Annotated in this window: 18 protein-coding genes and 1 tRNA gene; 14 read left to right on the top strand and 5 right to left on the bottom strand. The window is 69.9% G+C overall.

Annotated features, from left to right (window positions below; all coding sequences use genetic code 11):
- The first annotated feature begins 162 nt into the window (after nt 1-162).
- The 4 genes from ACWEFL_RS01175 (at nt 163) to ACWEFL_RS01160 (ending at nt 4043) form a co-directional block, all read left to right on the top strand.
- Complete coding sequence (locus ACWEFL_RS01175; protein ID WP_451705626.1) at nt 163-1128, top strand: siderophore ABC transporter substrate-binding protein; 966 nt, start codon at nt 163-165, stop codon at nt 1126-1128.
- Between the two features lie 125 nt (nt 1129-1253).
- Nucleotides 1254-2216: an ABC transporter permease gene (locus ACWEFL_RS01170; RefSeq protein WP_451705624.1), complete on the top strand. Its 963-nt coding sequence runs from the start codon at nt 1254-1256 to the stop codon at nt 2214-2216.
- A complete protein-coding gene (locus ACWEFL_RS01165; protein WP_451705621.1) occupies nt 2209-3288 on the top strand; it encodes an iron chelate uptake ABC transporter family permease subunit in 1080 nt (359 codons plus the stop codon). The genes ACWEFL_RS01170 and ACWEFL_RS01165 overlap by 8 nt, the downstream gene beginning before the upstream one ends.
- Nucleotides 3285-4043 carry an iron ABC transporter ATP-binding protein gene (locus ACWEFL_RS01160; RefSeq protein WP_451705619.1) on the top strand — a complete coding sequence of 253 codons (759 nt, stop codon included), beginning with the start codon at nt 3285-3287 and terminating at the stop codon, nt 4041-4043. Before ACWEFL_RS01165 ends, ACWEFL_RS01160 begins: the two co-directional genes overlap by 4 nt.
- A 132-nt stretch (nt 4044-4175) precedes the next feature.
- On the opposite strand, the gene ACWEFL_RS01155 is transcribed toward ACWEFL_RS01160, so the two are convergent.
- Nucleotides 4176-4799, bottom strand: a complete 624-nt coding sequence (locus ACWEFL_RS01155; RefSeq protein ID WP_451705618.1) for a DUF4352 domain-containing protein — start codon at nt 4797-4799, stop codon at nt 4176-4178.
- Nucleotides 4800-5268: 469 nt separating this feature from the next.
- Between ACWEFL_RS01155 and ACWEFL_RS01150 the strand changes: the two genes are divergently transcribed.
- From ACWEFL_RS01150 to ACWEFL_RS01115, 8 genes are all read left to right on the top strand, one after another.
- The gene (locus tag ACWEFL_RS01150) at nt 5269-5469 is read left to right on the top strand and encodes a Scr1 family TA system antitoxin-like transcriptional regulator (RefSeq protein ID WP_451706161.1); all 201 of its coding nucleotides are present in this window, start codon (nt 5269-5271) and stop codon (nt 5467-5469) included.
- Nucleotides 5466-5681, top strand: a complete 216-nt coding sequence (locus ACWEFL_RS01145; RefSeq protein ID WP_451705615.1) for a DUF397 domain-containing protein — start codon at nt 5466-5468, stop codon at nt 5679-5681. The genes ACWEFL_RS01150 and ACWEFL_RS01145 overlap by 4 nt, the downstream gene beginning before the upstream one ends.
- Nucleotides 5682-5885: 204 nt before the next feature.
- Entirely contained in the window at nt 5886-7100 is a 1215-nt protein-coding gene (locus ACWEFL_RS01140) for a zinc-binding dehydrogenase (RefSeq protein WP_451705613.1), read from the top strand.
- 254 nt (nt 7101-7354) lie between these two features.
- Nucleotides 7355-8122: an SDR family NAD(P)-dependent oxidoreductase gene (locus tag ACWEFL_RS01135; protein ID WP_451705610.1), complete on the top strand. Its 768-nt coding sequence runs from the start codon at nt 7355-7357 to the stop codon at nt 8120-8122.
- A gap of 329 nt (nt 8123-8451) precedes the next feature.
- Nucleotides 8452-8859 (top strand): YciI family protein, encoded by a 408-nt coding sequence (locus tag ACWEFL_RS01130; RefSeq protein ID WP_451705607.1) that lies wholly within the window; start codon nt 8452-8454, stop codon nt 8857-8859.
- Nucleotides 8860-8867: 8 nt separating this feature from the next.
- Nucleotides 8868-10043, top strand: coding sequence for an RNA polymerase sigma factor (locus tag ACWEFL_RS01125; protein ID WP_451706159.1), 1176 nt, complete (start codon nt 8868-8870; stop codon nt 10041-10043).
- Between the two features lie 365 nt (nt 10044-10408).
- Nucleotides 10409-11482 (top strand): RICIN domain-containing protein, encoded by a 1074-nt coding sequence (locus tag ACWEFL_RS01120; RefSeq protein ID WP_451705604.1) that lies wholly within the window; start codon nt 10409-10411, stop codon nt 11480-11482.
- 220 nt (nt 11483-11702) lie between these two features.
- Nucleotides 11703-13370 (top strand): SWIM zinc finger family protein, encoded by a 1668-nt coding sequence (locus tag ACWEFL_RS01115; protein ID WP_451705602.1) that lies wholly within the window; start codon nt 11703-11705, stop codon nt 13368-13370.
- 336 nt (nt 13371-13706) lie between these two features.
- Here ACWEFL_RS01115 and ACWEFL_RS01110 read toward each other — a convergent pair whose 3' ends face one another.
- From ACWEFL_RS01110 to ACWEFL_RS01095, 4 genes are all read right to left on the bottom strand, one after another.
- Nucleotides 13707-14120, bottom strand: a complete 414-nt coding sequence (locus ACWEFL_RS01110) for a DNA-binding protein (protein ID WP_451705600.1) — start codon at nt 14118-14120, stop codon at nt 13707-13709.
- Nucleotides 14117-14380, bottom strand: coding sequence for a CopG family transcriptional regulator (locus ACWEFL_RS01105; RefSeq protein ID WP_451705598.1), 264 nt, complete (start codon nt 14378-14380; stop codon nt 14117-14119). Before ACWEFL_RS01105 ends, ACWEFL_RS01110 begins: the two co-directional genes overlap by 4 nt.
- A 183-nt stretch (nt 14381-14563) precedes the next feature.
- Nucleotides 14564-15688, bottom strand: a complete 1125-nt coding sequence (locus ACWEFL_RS01100; RefSeq protein ID WP_451705596.1) for an SMI1/KNR4 family protein — start codon at nt 15686-15688, stop codon at nt 14564-14566.
- A 214-nt stretch (nt 15689-15902) separates the two neighbouring features.
- Nucleotides 15903-15974, bottom strand: a tRNA-Arg gene (locus tag ACWEFL_RS01095).
- Between the two features lie 137 nt (nt 15975-16111).
- Here ACWEFL_RS01095 and ACWEFL_RS01090 point away from each other — a divergent pair.
- Nucleotides 16112-16594: a response regulator gene (locus ACWEFL_RS01090; protein WP_451705593.1), complete on the top strand. Its 483-nt coding sequence runs from the start codon at nt 16112-16114 to the stop codon at nt 16592-16594.
- Nucleotides 16595-16649: 55 nt separating this feature from the next.
- Nucleotides 16650-17804 (top strand): ArgS-related anticodon-binding protein NrtL, encoded by a 1155-nt coding sequence (gene nrtL / locus ACWEFL_RS01085; RefSeq protein ID WP_451705591.1) that lies wholly within the window; start codon nt 16650-16652, stop codon nt 17802-17804.
- Nucleotides 17805-17807 lie beyond the last annotated feature (3 nt).

The raw sequence follows: 17807 nt of genomic DNA, 5'->3' as shown, positions 1-17807 counted from the left end.
GACGGCCTCCGGGACGGGCCGGACCATGAGCCGGTCAAGAGTTAGGTTAGGCTAAGCAAAGTTGAAGATCCCCCGCAGTCCCATCGCCTGACGGTGTCGGCTGCCCGGAATTCCTAGGAGTCGTCCGCCGTGCGATCCGTTCGTTTTCGCAAGACCACTGTTGTGACCAGCGCGGTTCTGTGCGCGGGATTGGCGCTGAGCGCCTGTGGGGAATCCGGCGGGGGTTCGGATTCGGGCAAGGGCGAGGGCAAGAGCCAGGGCAACGTCACCGTGGCGACCGCCAAGGGCGACCTCGAAGTCCCCCGCGAGCCCGCCAGGGTCGCCGCGCTCGACAACACGTCGTTCGCGACGCTCAAGGCGTTCGGCATCAAGCCCGTCGCGGTACCCAAGGGCCTGCTGCCCAAGGAAGGCTTCGAGGACTGGAAGAACGACTCGTCCATCAAGGACGCGGGCACCCACCACGAGCCCAAGTTCGAGGCGATCAACGCCGGTGAGCCGGACCTGATCATCGGCGGCTACCGGTTCACCGACCACCACGACAAGCTGTCCAAGATCGCCAAGACGGTCGACATCGCTCCGTCCGACGAGGCTCAGGGCGGATACGTCAACTCGCTGAAGACGCAGACCGAGACGCTCGGGAAGATCTTCGGCAAGGAGGACGAGGCCAAGGAGATCGTCGCCGCCCTGGAGAAGGCCCAGGGCTCGGCCACCCAGGCCACCAAGGGGGAGAGCGTGTTCCTCGCGGTCGCCAGCGCCGGCAAGATCGACAACGGAGCCAGCCGCATCGGGCGTCTCGCCGAGCCGCTGAAGCTGAAGAACGTGCTCAGCGCCGAGGGCGAGGACAGCACCTCCGTACACGACGACTCGGGACTCGCCCCCGAGACGGTCGCCCAGCTCAACCCGGACTGGATGATCGTGATGGACCGGGACGCGGCCGTGGGCGGCGAGGGCGCCGAATCCGCCGCGGCGAAGAAGATCGTGGACGGCATGGAGGCGTGGGAGAAGACCACGTTCCGTCAGAAGAACCAGGTCATCTACCTGAAGAGCGATTTCTATGTGACCGAGGGCGCGCAGGCGTACACGGCCGCCTTCGACCAGGTGGCGACGGCGTTCAACGCGGCCGGCTGACCCTGCGGCTGGCCGACCCCGCCGTCCGGCTGACACTCCCACTCCGGTGCGGCCCCGGCCTCGTCACCGGCCCTCGTCACCGGCCTCGTCACCGTGCCGCTCAGCCCACCCGTCCCGGAAGCCCCATGCGCCGACTCCCACTCCTGCTGGCCACGCTGCTGGTGCTGGCCCTGGTCACCGCCTCACTTCTCATCGGCGGATACGACATCGATCTGCACGGCCTGTTCACCGACCCCGACGCCCGGAAGATGTTCCTCATCTCGCGGGTGCCGCGCACGCTCGCACTGATCTTCGCCGCCGCCGCGATGGCCGTCTCGGGCGTGATCATGCAGATGCTTGTGCAGAATCGATTCGTCGAGCCGACCACCACCGGCACCAGCGAGTGGGCGGCCCTGGGCGTGCTGCTGCTCACCATCCTCGTACCGGCGGCGTCGCCGATGGTGAAGATGGGCGCGGCCAGCGCCTTCGCGTTCGCGGGCGCGCTCGTCTTCCTGGTCGTCCTCGGGCGGATCGCGCTCAAGTCGCAGGTCATCGTGCCGATCGTGGGCATCATGCTGGGCGCGATGGTGAGCGCGGTGACGCTGTACATCGCCGCGTCCACGAACCTCCAGCAGATGCTCGCCACCTGGCGCTCGGGCGGGTTCAGCTCGGTGGTACGCGGCAACTACGAGCCGCTGTGGGTGGTGGGGGCCATCGTCGTCGGGCTGTATCTGGCGGCGGACCGCTTCACCATCGCGGGGCTCGGACGGGAGACGGCCACCAGCCTGGGGCTGCCCTACCGGCGCATCCTGTTCATCGGGCTCACCATGGTCGCCCTGGCGACGGGCGTGACCACCGTCGTCGTCGGGTTCATCCCCTTCCTGGGGCTGATCGTGCCGAACCTGGTCTCGATGGCGCGCGGCGACGACGTCCGCAGCAATCTGCCGTGGGTGGTGCTCAGCAGTGTGGCGCTGATGATCGCCTGCGATCTCGTCGGGCGGCTCGTCGTCTTTCCGCTGGAGATTCCGGCGACGGTGGTGCTCGGGGCCGTCGGAGCGGTCGTGTTCGTCGCGATGATCCTGCGTCAGCGAGGGAAGGCCCATGTCTGAGAGCCAGTCACCGGCGGTGCCCACGGACCGGATAGCACCGGGCGGCACAGGCACAGGCACAGGCACCGGCCGCCAAGGTCGCATCGGCGGGGCGGCGGCACCGGCGGCCCCCGCCCGCCGGGGACTTCCCTCCGCCGCGCGGCTCGCCGTGGCGGGCGGACTCACCGCCGTCGCCGTCGTCTGCTTCCTCTTCCTCTTCATCGAGGGGTCCTTCGAGTTCGCCTTCGAGCGGCGGCTGACCGTCCTGGGGACGATGGTGGTCGTCGCGTTCGCCCAGGCGGTGGGCACGGTGGTGTTCCAGACCATCACCCACAACCGGATCCTCACCCCGTCGATCATGGGGTTCGACTCCGTCTACACACTGATGCAGACCCTCATGGTGGCCGTGTTCGGCGGCGGCGTGCTCGCCGCGACGGACGGACTCCCGAAGCTCGTCACCCAGACGCTGCTGATGGTCGCCTTCACCATGCTGCTGTTCCGCTGGCTGTTCTCCGGGCGCAACGGCAGCATCCATGTGATGCTGCTCGTCGGCGTCGTCCTGGGACTCGCCTTCGACAGCCTGTCGGACTTCCTGCAGCGGCTGCTCTCACCCGCCGAGTTCGACGTGCTCTCGGCACGGCTGTTCGGGCGGCTCAGCAGCGCCGAGGTGTCGTATCTGCCCCTGGCGGGCGCCGTGTGCCTGATCGCCGGCGTCATCGTCTGGCGGCGGCGCCACCGGCTCGACGCCCTGCTCCTCGGCCGGGACGCCGCGACCAACCTCGGCATCGACCACAAGCGGGAACTCACGGCGATGCTGATGGTGATCGCCCTGCTGATCGCGATGTCGACCGCCCTCGCCGGCCCCATGACCTTCTTCGGGTTCGTCACCGCGATGCTCGCCTACCAGATGTCGGGCACCCACCGGCACGCCGTCGTACTGCCGATGGCGTTCCTCATCGGGCTCCTCACCCTGGCCGGCGGGCAGTTCGTCATGGAGCACGTGTTCTACGCCTCCGGCATGCTCACCGTCGTCATCGAGTTCCTCGGCGGGGCGGTCTTCCTCGTACATCTGCTCCGGAAGGGCACCCTGTGATCGAGTTCACCGACGTCAGCAAGGCATACGGCGACGACATCGTGCTCGGTCCGGTGTCCGGGCGGATCCCGGCGGGCGGGGTCACCTCGCTCGTCGGCCCCAACGGAGCCGGGAAGTCGACCCTGCTGACCATCATCGGCCGGCTCGCCGAACCGACCTCGGGCACCGTGACGGTCGACGGCCTCGACGTACACCGGGCCAAATCCCAGGACGTGGCCCGCACGCTCTCCATCCTCCGCCAGGAGAACCACTTCACCGCCCGCGTGACGGTACGGGACCTGGTCTCCTTCGGACGCTTCCCGCACAGCCGGGGGCGACTGACACGGCAGGACATCGCCCATGTCGAGGACGCACTCGACTTCCTCCACCTCGGCGACCTGCAGCACCGCTATCTCGACCAGCTCTCCGGCGGCCAGCGGCAGCGCGCCTACGTCGCGATGGTCCTCGCCCAGGACACCCGGTACGTCCTGCTCGACGAACCCCTCAACAACCTCGACATGAAGCACTCCGTACGGATGATGAGCCAGCTGCGCCGAGCCGCCGACGAACTCGGCAAGACCGTCGTCCTGATCGTGCACGACATCAACTTCGCCGCCGCCTACTCCGACCGGATCATCGCCCTCCGCGACGGCCGCGTCGCGGCCTCCGGCACCGTCGACGCGATGATGCGCGCCGAGGTGCTCAGCGAGGTGTTCGACACCCCCGTCGAGATCCACGAGGCCGACGGGAAGCGGACCGCCGTGTACTACCGCTAAGCCACCAGCCAGCCCGACGGCCCCGGCGTCCGCCGCCCCACGCGCGCCGGTGCACGACCGCGGAACAGGAACTCGTACGCGGCCCCGCCCTCAAGGTGGACGGGGTCGCGGTCCCACGGGTGATACGTCGGGTCAGGACACGTTGGCCCGCATCGGGTCGCCGAACAGGTTCTCGGTGTAGGTCACGTATTTCGGGGTGAAACCGCCCTTGCCGGTGACGGTGCCGGTCATGTTCTCGCCCGGGGCCAGGTTCGCGGTGTCGATCTGCTGCTCGTCCACGCCCAGTTCGGCCTCGTGCCTGGTGCCGTAGTTGTCGGTGATGGAGAAGTAGAGCGGATTGACGCTGATCGCCTTGCCGCTGTTGTTGGTGATCGTGATCTTGACACTGGTGTAGTCGCTGCCGTCGGCGAGCACGCTCTTGGAGAACGTCGTCTTCTTGGCGGTGATCTTCACGGGCGCCGCTTCTGCGGTGGGCTCGGGCTCGACCGCGGCGCCGGTCTTCTCCGGCGCCGCGGCGGTCGGAGCGGTGTTCTTCGCCGTGCCGGCGTTGTCCTCGTTCTTGTCGCCGTCACCGCCGCCGAGCGCGGCGGCGACGCCGATCAGGACGAAGAGCACGACAACACCGAGACAGCCGAGGCCCACGATCTTCCCGACGGACTTCTTCGGCGGCTGCGGCTGTGGCTGCGGCGCACCGAAGCCGGGCTGCTGTCCGCCCCAACCGGGCTGCTGGGGCTGCGGGTACTGCGGCTGGCTCATGATTCCCTCGGTAGTCGGCGTTGTGAACTGCTCCTAGGGAACAGGTGAAGAAGATGTGTGGTTGCCGCAGTCCGGTGAAATTCATCTGATCGTGATATTCACGTTGAAAGATGGATCAATCAGTGAGTCGGCCACTGATTGCGCCATCTATGCCGGGCGTCACTCGCCGTCAACTGCCGTACAGCCCAGACCACTCGGCGTGCCGCCCCACCGGCATGAGGGTCGCCCGAGAAGCGCGTAACGGACCTCTCTCGCAGGATCGGTGACTGTCTGTCGACTGAGTCACCGGGGGCACGCCAGGGCGTAACCCCTGTTGACCAGGCCGGTTGGGCCGCGTCGGGGCGGCTTGTACGGCTTGGACCCCGGTCTGTACGGGGCGCGTCCCGTGACGGGAGCGCACGCCCCGCGTTCACCTTGGACCGCGTAAGCCGCACAACGGCACGAGGGGACAGGGACGCATGAACGAGGGATCACAGGACGCCAAGGCGTCCTCCTGGAGACTCTGGAGCACCAGCATGTCGGATACCTCGAAGCCCAGGAGGTCGGCTTAGTGATCAGCGACCCCGCGAAGGTCAGCACCCTCGGACTGAGGTATGGCAAGCTGCGGTCGCAGGCCCTCAACGTCGAAGAGTCTGCGCGTCTCATCGGGCGTCTGGCGGGAGCAGCATGAAGATGATGCAGGCCACTGAACGCGATGAACAGCTCAGGTGGCACAAGAGCAGTTACAGCGGGTCCGGCGGTGGTAACTGTGTTGAGGTGGCCGCCGGGGCCGACGTGATTCATATCCGCGACTCGAAGAACCACGGGGGGCCGATAGTGACCCTCTCGTCCCGGTCGTGGGCGGCCTTTCTGGCCTACACGGGGAATCACCGCCCCAACTGAGACCCGGCTCAGGCTCGCGGCACCAGCCGTGGCGGAAGCCCACGCGGCGGACTCTCGCGTACGCCGCGTGGGCCCGCGCCCGCCTCCCGCGCCCGCCTCCCGCGCCCCCAGACCACGCCGACGGCTGACGACGGTGGCGCCGCGCGACCATCCGGGTTCCGGGTCGGCCGGAGTGTCGGCGGTAGGGACGAGACCAGCGGGAACGTGCGAGTCGCCGCCTGCCGAGCTTCCGTCGCGGTCGACCGCGACGGACCCGAGTGGGATGCTGGATACAGCTGGGAACTGCGCGAGGCCCACCTGTCTCATGTCGGCGTCGGCCCGACAAGGACGGGCTCGAAGGACGAACTCGACAAGGACGAGGCCGCGCTGCCGCTGATCGATCATCGGCCGACCTACCGCCTCTGGTCCGTGAACCGGAACGGCGAGGGCAGCGCCCCCTGGGCGCGTATCGCGGAAAGGACAAGACCAAGAAGGGACGAAACCATGCGGGCAGCAGTACTCGACCCCACCACGGGAGCGCCCCGGATCACCGATGTCGATCCGTCCCCGGCCGTCGGGGGGTCCACCGTGGCCGTCGTCGCGGCCCCGCTGAACCCCGTGGACCTGGCGATCGCCGCCGGCCGCATCCCGTTCCGCAGGCTTCCCGAAGGTGCCGTCCTCGGCATCGAAGGCGTCGCCGAGACCGAGCCGGGGAAGTACGCCTACTTCTCGGGCCCCACGCCACCGTGGGGCTCCCTCGCCGAGCGGGTCGACCTCAGCGGCGCCGAGACGGTACCGCTGCCCGGCGGGGTCGCCCCGGCCGTCGCCGCGGCTGTGGGCGTCCCCGGGATCGCGGCCTATCTGGCACTGACCAAGGCAGGGCGCTTCACGGCCGGAGATCGCGTACTCGTGCTGGGCGGGACGGGCAGCGTCGGCCGGATCGCCGTCCATGCCGCGTTCGCCCTCAAAGCCGCGGCCGTGGTCGGTACCGCCCGAGACGAGGACGGCATGAAGTTCCTGGAGTCGATCGGGGCCGGTGCGGTCTCCAGCGCGAGCGCGGACGAGCTCTCCGACGGTCTCGGCCGGCTCGGCGGCGACGGCTTCGACGTCGTCATCGACACCCTCTGGGGCGACTTCGCCGGTGTGGCGCTGACCCATGTGCGCTCCGGCGGCCGGCTCGTCCAGGTCGGGAACACCGCCGCCCCCACGGCGTCGTTCGCCGCGGCGGACTTCCGCAACCGCGGCGCCGGCGTCATCGGGCACTCCAACTTCCTGGTCACGCCCCAGGAGCGTGCGGACGCCTACTCCGCCGTGATCGAACTCGTACGGCAGGGACACGTCACAGCCGAGCCCCGCGTCGTACCGCTCGCCGACCTCCCCGGGGAGTGGGCCGCCCTGGCGAGCGGCACGGGCCGGGGCAAGACCGTCATCGTCCCCTGAACGACCGGCCCGCGCGCGGCACGGATCGCGGAACCGGCACCACGACACACACGCCAAGTGCCGCACCGCGACGCACGGGGACGAACGCGCGGACGAGGACCTCATCAGGACGGTCGTCTCCCCGTACGGCCGCCGTACCGATCACCTCGGCGGCGCGCCGACCGGCTCGTCCACCCCGGCGTCGCCCTGCGGACCGATCGCCACGCGCGGGCCATGGTGCTCCGCGTCCGCCGGACGGACTGAGAAGAGGGACCATGAAGGAGATCACGTTCGACTTCAGCGGCAAGGTCGCGCTCGTCACCGGAGGCTCGACCGGTATCGGTCGCGCGACGGTCCTCGCGTTCGGAGAGGCGGGCGCGTCGGTGGCGCTGGCCAGCCGTGACGAGGACACCGGCAGGGAAGTCGCCCGCCTGATCAACGAGGCGGGCGGGCAAGCGTTCCACCATGTGGCCGACGTCAGTCGCGACGAGGACGTCGCCGGACTCGTCCGGACCGTGGTCGACCGGTTCGGACGGCTGGACATCGCGTTCAACAACGCCGGCACGCTGCCGCCGACCGGGCCGCTCCTCGCCCAGTCCGACCAGGACTGGGCCCGCACCATCGGAGTGGATCTCACCGGCGTCTTCTTCAGCCTCCGGCACGAGATCCGCGCCATGCTCAGAACCGGCGGCGGCGCCATCGTGAACACCGCCTCGGTCGCGGGACTCATCGCCGACCCCGGCATGGCGCCCTATGTCGCCGCGAAACACGGTGTCATCGGGCTGACCAAGGCGGCGGCGATGGACTACGCCGAACACGGCATCCGGGTCAACGCGATCGCCCCGGGTCTGGTGCGCACACCGATGCTCGAGAGCTGGCTCAACGACCCCGAGACACGAGAGACGGTCCTGGCCTACTCCCCCCAGCGCCGGGTGTCGGAGCCTGAGGAGATCGCGGCGACCGTGCTCTACCTCGTCTCCGACGCGGCGTCGTTCGTCACCGGCAGCGTGATCACGATCGACGGCGGCCAGACCGCTCACTGACGCGCCCCGTCCCGCCGAGAAGCCGACAACGCCGACGGCGGCATGAGGCACATCCGGTGAGCCGCGTTCGCGAAGCCCTCGCTTGCTGCTGCACATGCTCGGTCGCCGCGGATCTCGGGAGGACTCGTTTCTGCCCCGCCCTCGCGCCACGCCGTGGACCCGGACACCGCGAGACGTTCACTCTGGGCTCATTCACGAGTGCCGAGAACGCGGACGGCAGGAATACGTATGCCAGAACTTCGGACGGCGATGTCGAGAACCCGTGGTCGGCTCCGTCCCAGCCGCGAACGCGACCAGAATGGGTCGCACCAGCACCGAGGAGAAACACGATGGCCAAGTACTTGCTGCTCAAGCACTACCGCGGCGCTCCGGCCGCGGTCAACGACGTGCCCATGGACCAGTGGACGCCGGAGGAGATCTCGGCGCACGTGCAGTACATGAACGACTTCGCGGCCCGGCTGGAGGAGACCGGCGAGTTCGTCGACGGTCAGGCGCTCGCCCCCGAGGGGATGTTCGTCCGGTACGACGGCGAGGGACGCCCCCCGGTCACCGACGGCCCGTTCGCCGAGACCAAAGACCTGATCGCCGGCTGGATGGTGATCGACGTCGACAGCCACGAGCGCGCCATCGAGCTGGCCGGAGAACTGTCGGCCGCTCCTGGAGCGGGCGGGAAGCCGATCCACGAGTGGCTCGAAGTACGCCCGTTCCTGACCGCGCCGCCCACCATCACCGAATGACCCCATCCATGAACGAGGCCCTGCTGAGGAGCCTCACGCCGAGCGTGCTCGGGATCCTCGTCCGCCGCGGAGCCGACTTCGCGGCGGCCGAGGACGCGGTGCAGGACGCGCTGGTCGAGGCGGTCCGCGCCTGGCCGGCCGACCCCTCCCCAGGCGCTTCGAGCAGGGGATACCCCATCCGGGACCCGAAGGGCTGGCTGGTCACCGTGGCCTGGCGCAAGTTCCTCGACGCGACCCGGGCGGACGCCGCCCGCCGCCGACGCGAGGACCTCGCCGACGAGGAACCGGCGCCCGGGCCCGCACCCGCCAGGGACGACACGCTCCAGCTCTACTTCCTGTGCGCCCACCCGTCACTGACGCCCTCGTCCGCGGTCGCGCTCACGCTGCGCGCCGTCGGCGGGCTCACCACCCGCCAGATCGCCCAGGCGTACCTGGTGCCCGAGGCGACCATGGCGCAGCGCATCAGCCGTGCCAAACGCACCGTCTCCGGCACGCGCTTCGACCAGCCCGGCGACATCGCCACCGTGCTGCGCGTCCTCTACCTGGTCTTCAACGAGGGCTACTCGGGCGACGTCGACCTCGCCGCCGAGGCCATCCGGCTCACCCGGCAGCTCGCGGCCGCGATCGACCATCCCGAGGCGGCGGGGCTGCTCGCCCTCATGCTGCTGCACCACGCCCGGCGCGCTGCCCGGACCGCGCCCGACGGCAGCCTGGTGCCGCTCGCCGAGCAGGACCGCGACCGGTGGGACACCGAGACGATCGCCGAGGGCGTCGTGATCCTGCAGGCGGCCCTCGCCCGCGACCGGCTCGGCGAGTTCCAGGCCCAGGCCGCCATCGCGGCACTCCACGCCGACGCGCCCACCGCCGAGGAGACCGACTGGGTGCAGATCGTCGAGTGGTACGACGAGCTCGCGCGCCTGACCGACAGCCCGGTCGTCCGGCTCAACCGCGCGGTGGCCGTCGGCGAGGCCGACGGACCGCGCGCCGGGCTCGCGGCGCTCGCGGCGGTGGACGACCGCCTGCCCCGCCACACCGCGGTGGCGGCGTACCTCCACGAGCGCGACGGCGACCTCGCGACGGCGGCACGGCTGTACGCCGAGGCGGCCCGAAAGGCGCCCACCCTCGCCGAGCGCGACTACCTGACACGCCAGGCCGCCCGGCTCAACGCCCGCCGGTCCCGCTGACGCGCCCTGCGCAGGCGGCCCCATCCGCGACGCTTCGGCTGCCTGAAGAGCGGCACGACATTTACACACCGCGCCTGACGGGCCTCGGTCACGCTCGACTTACGCCGCCGGCGTCGCGCCCCGGAATGCAGAACATCCGACTTGGGAACACACTGGGACTCAGCCAGGTGTATGCCGGTGAGCGTGGCGCAGCCCAGGAAACCATCGCCCCTCACAGTTCAGCCGCCGGCAGATGCAACGGGCCGATGCGCCCTTCTCTCGGGTATGGGAATCCGAGCCATTCCGGAAAGTTCCGAGCAATCCTCGCTGTGTGGCCGCTCAGTAGAAGGTTGGACCAAGCGACACGTCATGAGGTGGACACCGTCATGGGAAACAACCGATCCCGTCCGAGACGGAAAGCGTTGCGCGTATCACTGGTGACCGCGCTTCTTGTAGGGCTCGGCTTGCTGGCGCCCACGTCGGCATCGGCGAATCACATGGGCACCTTCATCTACTCCCAAGGCTCCGGCCTCGCACTGGACGTGCTCGGCGGGCAGACGAACGACTACCAAGGTCTCGTCCTCTACCGGCAGCAGGATTCCGCGAGGAACCAGCAGTTCGACATCCGGGACGTCGGCGGCGGTCAGGGGTACGAAATCATCGCTCGCCACTCAGGCAAGTGTCTTACCCACTACGGAAGTTCCGTCTTTCAAGCTGGCTGCGGGGTGACTCCGACTCAGCGTTGGGAGTTCGTGGACCTGAAGAACGGATGTCCTCCGGGCGGAGGCTGCACTGAACGCGTGGCAGGGTACCTGATCCGCAGCAAATGGAACGGGCGATGCCTCGATGCGGGGAACGCGGACTTCCCCAATCCGCCGAAGGAGTGGGCCGGTATTCAGCTGTGGTCCTGTGCCGAGACCACGGCTGACCCGAAGTGGGTCAACCAGGCATGGAGGCTGGAATCGGGTCGGGGGCACCCCGGTGCGAATTCCGAACCCGCCGCTCTTCCCCCTATCCCTTCCGGCGCCAAAAGCCTGGTGGACCAGGTCGTGGAGGCGCGACGTGCCGCGGGTTGTCAGAAGCCGGCGGATGTGCGCCTTGACCCATGGCTCAGCGAAGTGGCGCGTAAGCACAGCGCGGATCTGGCCGTCAACTACGCGACACTCATCGACGGTCAGTCGGACAGAGGAAAAAGAGGCCACATAGGATCCGACAATTCAATGCCGGTGAATCGGGTACAAGCAGCGGGGTTCGTGCCCGCGCAGCGTCCTGAGAACTGGAGCTACGGCACCAACCAGACGTACGCGGGGGCGATGGATCTATGGATGAATCACGACGAGGCATCCAATTGGGGCCATAGGCTGGCCATCATCGACTGTCAGTACACGGTTCTCGGTGTGGGCATGGCCAACGGCCACAACAACCGCGTCTACTGGACACAGAATTTCGCCCTCCGGTGACCCGCGTGGTTCACCGGAGCCGAGCCGCGGCCACGACGGAACGCCGGGGCGCCCCCGCCGGCACCTCCACCGCCGGACAGGGCACCGCCGCCCTCCCCGCCGCCGTCGAGGCCGCTGGACCGGACCGGCCTGGGCGGCGGGCGGAGCGTCGAGCACCGACGAGTCGAGCGCCGATAAGGTGAGGGCCGCCGAACGGGGGCGAACAGGGGGGCGGGGAGCCGTGGACGTTCTTACCGAGGCGGATCTCAGGTCGCTGGCCGGAGCGCGTTCCTTCGAGCGCGGGCTCGGTTACGTCGACGCGGTGTCCGGGGTGGAGGTGGGCGACGACTGGATCAGGGCGTCGGTCCACGGCACCGAGCGGTACGTGGCGGAGCTGATCCTGGGCGGGCGCGGGGGACCGGCGGGGGAGTGCGACTGCCCGTACGGCCGGGAGGGCAACTTCTGCAAGCACCTGGTCGCTCTCGGTTTGACCGTGATCGCTCGACAGGCAGACCTCCCCCGGCAGCGGAAGACCGCCCGGGACCGGGCGAGCGGCCTCGACACCTGGCTGTCCGGACTGCCCCGTGAGGAACTGCTCGCTGTCGTACGGGACGAGATCGCCGAGGACCCGAACGTGCGACGCCGCCTGGAGTTGCGGGCGGCGAGCGCGCGGGGCGACGTGGCGGAGGTCCGGTCCCGAATCCGCGAACTGCTCGACATCGGCCCGTTCGCGCAGTACGGCCATGTCGAGTACGCCGACGCCCGCGCTTACGCGGACCAGGCCGCGCAGGCGGTGTCCGCGGTCCGGTCGCTGACCGGCTCCGGCCGGGCCGCCGACGCGATGGCGATGGCACGAGAGGCGATCGGGCTGCTGGCCGGGGTCGTCGAAAGCGTCGACGACTCCGACGGGTGGCTCGGACAGATCGGCGCAGACCTCGCCGAGGCCCACCGGGACGCCTGCCGTGCGTCCCGCCCCGACCCGGACGAACTCGCGTACTGGCTGGTCACTCACGCGCTCGACGACGCGGCCGACCTGACCGACATCGATCCGCTCGACTACGAGGACCTGCTCGGGGAGCGGGGAATGACCGCCCTGCGCCGCTACGCGGTCGACGCGTGGAAGGCCAACCGCACCGGCTGGGCCGAGAAGCACCTGATGCAGCGCCTGGCGAAGGCCGGGCGGGACATCGACACGGTGATCGCCGTGCACGCAGCAGACCTCGCGCCGAACGGCCACACGCACCTGGTCATCGCCCGCGAACTGGACACCGCCAGCCGCCCCGCCGAAGCCCTGGAGTGGGCCGAGCGCGGTGTTCGCGAGTCCGAAAGCCTCGCCACCGTCGACACCGCCCTCGTCGACCACCTCACCGACCGCTACACACGGACCGGCCGGCTCGCCGACGCCGTCGCCCTGCGCCGCGACCACTTCGCCGCCCGCCGCACCCTCCTCGCATACCGACAACTGCGCGCCGCCGCCCAGGCCGCCGACCGCTGGCCGGCCGAGCGGGAGAACGCCCTGGCTCTGCTGCGCGCCGACGCCGACCGGAAGGACACTTACACCGGCTCCGTCCTCGTCGACGCCCTGCTCGACGACAAGGACACCGACGCGGCCTGGCAGGCAGCCACGGCGTTCGGCGCCCACAACGGCCAGTGGCTCACCCTCGCCGACCTTTCCCGCGCCTCCCGCCCCGCCGACGCCCTCGCCGTCTACCTCCGCCTGGCCGCCCCGCTCACCCGTCAGACCGGCAACAACGCCTACGAGCAGCTCGTCAGCCTCCTGCTCAGCATCCGCGACTGCCACCGCCGCCTCGGCACGCCGGACGACTTCACCGCATACGCCACCGCCCTGCGCGCCGCCCAGAAACGCAAGCGCAACCTGATGCGGCTGATGGACGACCACGGGCTGTGAGGCGTTCGCGATCCGCTCCTACCCTGCGGCTCGCGGAACGCTTCACCCAGCGTCGTGAGACCAAGGGGCTGGAGACCCACCGCCAGGCGACAGAGAGGGCCGCGCGCGCGGCTGGAGGCGGTCCGCAAGGCCGCCATGATCAATGCAAGACCTGCGCTGGCTGCCGGGCAGGATTCGAACCTGCGCACACGACTCCGGAGGTCGTCGGCGTCCCAGGTGTTCGTGCAGGTCAGAAGGTTGTTTGATGCACTGTCAGGCCCCTGGTCCCGCGCGTAACCTGCGAGGAGAAATTTCTCGCTTCGCCGCCACGTGCAGATCACCCGATAGGTGATGTCGTCAGATCTGGATGATGGTGGCGCGCCCGCCGCAGAGCGTGGTGAGGTCCTCGGTATCGGAGGTGAGGATCGTCGTGGGGCCGGGTGCGGCGAGGGCGGTGGCGCTGAGCATGGCGTCGATGGCGTACTCGTGCCCGTGCAGGCCGGCACTCGCGAGCAGGGCCGCCGCATGGCGGGCCGCAGCCTCGGTGACCGGTTCCACGACGATGCGCGAGAGGGTCCACTCCAAGGCGGGGCGGTTGATCCGCGGGTGGACGACTTCCACCAGGGTGGCCGCAGAGGTGATCACGCGAAGGTCGTCCGCGCGGGCCAAGGCGAGCCAGCCGGTGACCGCGCGGTCGCGCAGGACGGCCTTCGCCAGCCCTTCGCTGTCGAGCACGAGGGTGCCGCCGGGGTTGGCGGGGGAGCGGGTCACGCGGCGGTCGCCCCGCCCTGCGCCTGCTGATTCCGGGCCTGGTGAAGCTGCTCGCGCAGCGACTGGATCTCCTCGTCGGTGACGGGGCCGTGCTCGGCTTCGGCGACCTGGATGATCTCGTTGAGGTTGTCGCGCTCGATCTGGCGGGCGACGGCGGCGGCCACGTACGCGGACAGACCGGAGGGCCCGCTACGGGCCTTGGCGGCCTCGGCGATATCACGCGGCATGGTGATCGAGTACTTCCCGGTAGGCTCGCTCATGCTACCTATCCTACCGTCGATCTCCCGTGAGGTGTCGGCATTGCCTCACAGCCCCGGTGGGCTCACCGATGGGAGAGGCGGTGTTCGTCGTGAGGACAAGGCGGACGCAGGCAAAAGTCTGCGGTGCAGGGCGAGTCGGCTGAGGGGCTCGGCCACGTCGAAACTGACCGATATGGCGCCGAGTCATTGGTCATCAGTGGCCGGTTCTGCGTCGTAGGGCTCGAAATCGATGTAGTCGAGGGGGTCCTCGTCGCGGCGTCCGAGCGGGGGCAGGCCCTCGGTCGCGAACCGGCCGCGCAGCCACTCCAGCAGGGTGTCGGTGAGGCCGGTGCTGAGCGGTGGGCCTTGGTCGGCATGGCGCGGTACGACGATCAACGGCCAGTCATCCGGCGTAGCACCTTTGGTCAGCCAGCACAGTTGGTCGCCGTCGATGGAGTCGGCGAAGGGCAGGATTCCCCCCGGCTCGGGATAGACGGCCAGGGGGTGGAGTTCCGGGAACTCGGCTCTCTGCCCCCGGTAGGTGTCCGCGTACCACTCGGCCCACGGCGCGAGCGCGTATCGGTCCTCGTCGAGTGGGGTGTTGAAGCGCAGCCAGCCGACCCAGGAGCCGGCCCCGTACTGCTCCATCAGCCGTAGGTACTCGCCCGGCAGCCGTGTATGCAGCCGTCCGTACAGCCAGTCCCAGTTGTGCTTACCGAGCGCGGGTGTTTCCGGCGGTGGGACGAGGGCGATCAGGGCCTCCAGCCCGCTGCCCGTGGTGAGCGCCGCACGCTGCTGAGCGGTTGGCTCCGGTCGCCGAGGCGGCGGTGTCCATGGGGTGCACTCCAGGTCAGATTGCATGCCACTTCGGGCGGCCACTGGGCGCATTCCGTCGGCCACGAGCCGGGCCAGCGTCGGCACGAGCGGGGTCGCGAAGCGCCGCCAGGGGTCGCGGCCCGCGTTCTCGTCGTCCTGACAGTGCATGACGACCGGCCAATGGTCGGGGTTGTCGGACGCTGTGGTGTCCCAGTAGAGGGTGTCGGCGGTACGGGTGGCGCCGAAGGGAAGGACACCAGGGGCGTCGCGCCGAGCCTGCTGCACCCAGTCCCCGTAGTCGAACCACCCGCGGTTGACGCATGGCATGTGAAGCCAGAGCCACGCGCCGATGTCGAGTGGGCCGTAGGCGGCGGCGATGGCCTTGTAGTCGGCGGGCAGGCGCATCCCCAACCAGGTCTCGACTGCTGCCCAGTCGACAGGGACGGCGAAGTCGGCCGGCGGTTCGCCGAAGATCTCGGCGAAGGCGTTGACGTGCGGGTCTGAAGCGCTCACGGGTTTATGGACCTTCACCGGGACCGAACGGTTGCGCCTGAGCGGCGGTCACTGTCAGCAGACACTGGCTTGGCGGGGCCCAGGGCTCGCTCGCCACTCACTCGCGATCAGTGACGCGTAACGACAAAGGCTCGGACTCAGCGGGACTGAGTGCGAGCCTTTGCACTTGGCACTCTTGCCGGCCAGCGGCTTGATCAGGCTGTCCGAGCTGGAGTGCCCCCGGCAGGATTCGAACCTGCGCACACGGCTCCGGAGGCCGTTGCTCTATCCCCTGAGCTACGGGGGCGCATCCTCCGCCTGGGCCGGGGCCCTTGGCGGTGACGGGTAGAACCCTACCAGCATCGGAAGGGTCCCCGTGAACAGGTATTTCGGGGATCGGGGTGGCGCACGCGGGTGGAATCGGGTCGCTCGCGCGGGGTGGAAGTGGGGAAAACCCGGACGTGGCCCTGGGGGCGGACCTACTCTCGAGTTGTGTCAGGTGCGTCCGGCCGCGTGCTCGTTGTCGATGACAACCGGGTCATCCGGCAGTTGATCAGGGTCAATCTTGAGCTTGAGGGCTTCGAGGTCGTGACCGCGGCCGACGGTGTCGAGTGCCTGGAGGTCGTGCAGCGGGTGCGGCCCGACGTCGTCACGCTGGATGTGGTGATGCCGCGGCTGGACGGGCTGCGTACCGCCGCGCGGCTGCGGGCCGACCCGCTGACCGAGCAGGTGCCGGTGGCGATCATCAGCGCGTGTACGCAGTACGAGGGGGAGAGCGGCATCGCCGCAGGCGTGGACGCGTTTCTCGCGAAGCCCTTCGAGCCGGCCGATCTGGTGCGGCTCGTACGGCAGTTGATGCGCAGGGAAGGGCCGCCGTCCGTGGACGGCAGGCATCAGGCAGGGCGGGCCGAGAGCACGCGGGGCTGACCGCATCGCGAAACCGGTTCGCGAAACGCACCCCTTCCTCCCCTACGCTTGTCCCGTGACGCCCGCCGAACTCTCCCGTACCGTGCTGCACGTCGTGTGCCGCGCGGTGGCGGACGGTGCGCTGGCCGTGCCCGTACCGGAGAGCGTCGGCGTCGAGAGGCCGAGGCCCGGGGGGCGCGGGGACTACGCGACCAACGTCGCACTGCGGCTCGCCGCGGCGGCCGGGCAGCCCCCCAGGGCCGTGGCGGAGACACTGCGGGAGCGCATCGGCCGCGAACCGGGCATCGCGTCGATCGAGATCACCGGCCCCGGCTTCCTCAACATCACCCTTGAGCAGGGGGCTCGGCAGAAGCTCGTGCGGCGCGTTCTGGAGCAGGGTCTGCGGTACGGGCACGTCCCGTACGGGCCCGAGCACCCCGTCGCACCCCTCCGGGCCCACCGCGTCGGCGCCCACGCCGGAGCGAACCGCCCTTCCGCGCCCCCCGCCGCCGATTCCCCCGCCTGCGGAACCCGCGGCCGGATCTGGGACCTCACCGTCAGCCGTCTGCGCCGGGTCCGGGGCATGGACGCCACCGGAGGGCCCCCGTACCCGGCCCCCGTACCCGGCCCGGCCCATCCGCCGCACCTCGGGCCCGACCCCGTCCGCTGGGCGTATCTCTCCGTGGCCGCGCACGACCGGGTGCGGCTCGGGGCGCACCTCCTCGTCCAGCGGGAGAGCAATCCGCTCTTCCAGGTCCGGTACGCCTACTCCCGGACCCGCGCCCTCACCCGTAACGCCGCCCTGCTGGGGTTCACGAGCGGGAGCGCCGAGGACGCCGGGAGAGCCGAAGGCGCGGGGGCGGACAGCGCTACGGCCGGCCAGGGGACGCAGCGCGTGGAAGCCGAGCGCGCGAAGACCAACGACGCGGGGACGGAGTACGACGCCGGGACGCAGCACGTGGAGGCGGGGCTCACCCGGCTCACCCACCTCATCGCCGACTACCCCGAAGCCCTCGCCTCCGCCGCCCGGCTCGGCGCGCCCGACCGGGTCGCCCGGCATCTGGAGAGCACCGCCGACGTCCTGCTCGGCTTTCAGCACACCGTGCTGCCGTCCGGCGGGGAGAAACCCACGGCCGCCCACCGATCCCGGCTGGCCGTCGCCGAGGCCGCCGGGACGGTGCTCGCCGGTGGCCTGTCCCTGCTCGGCGTCAGCGCACCCGAATATCTGTGAGCA

The organism is Streptomyces sp. NPDC004838, assembly GCF_053600955.1.
Note: the sequence above shows the minus strand (reverse complement) of the source record. Positions and strands in the feature narration are given on the sequence as shown.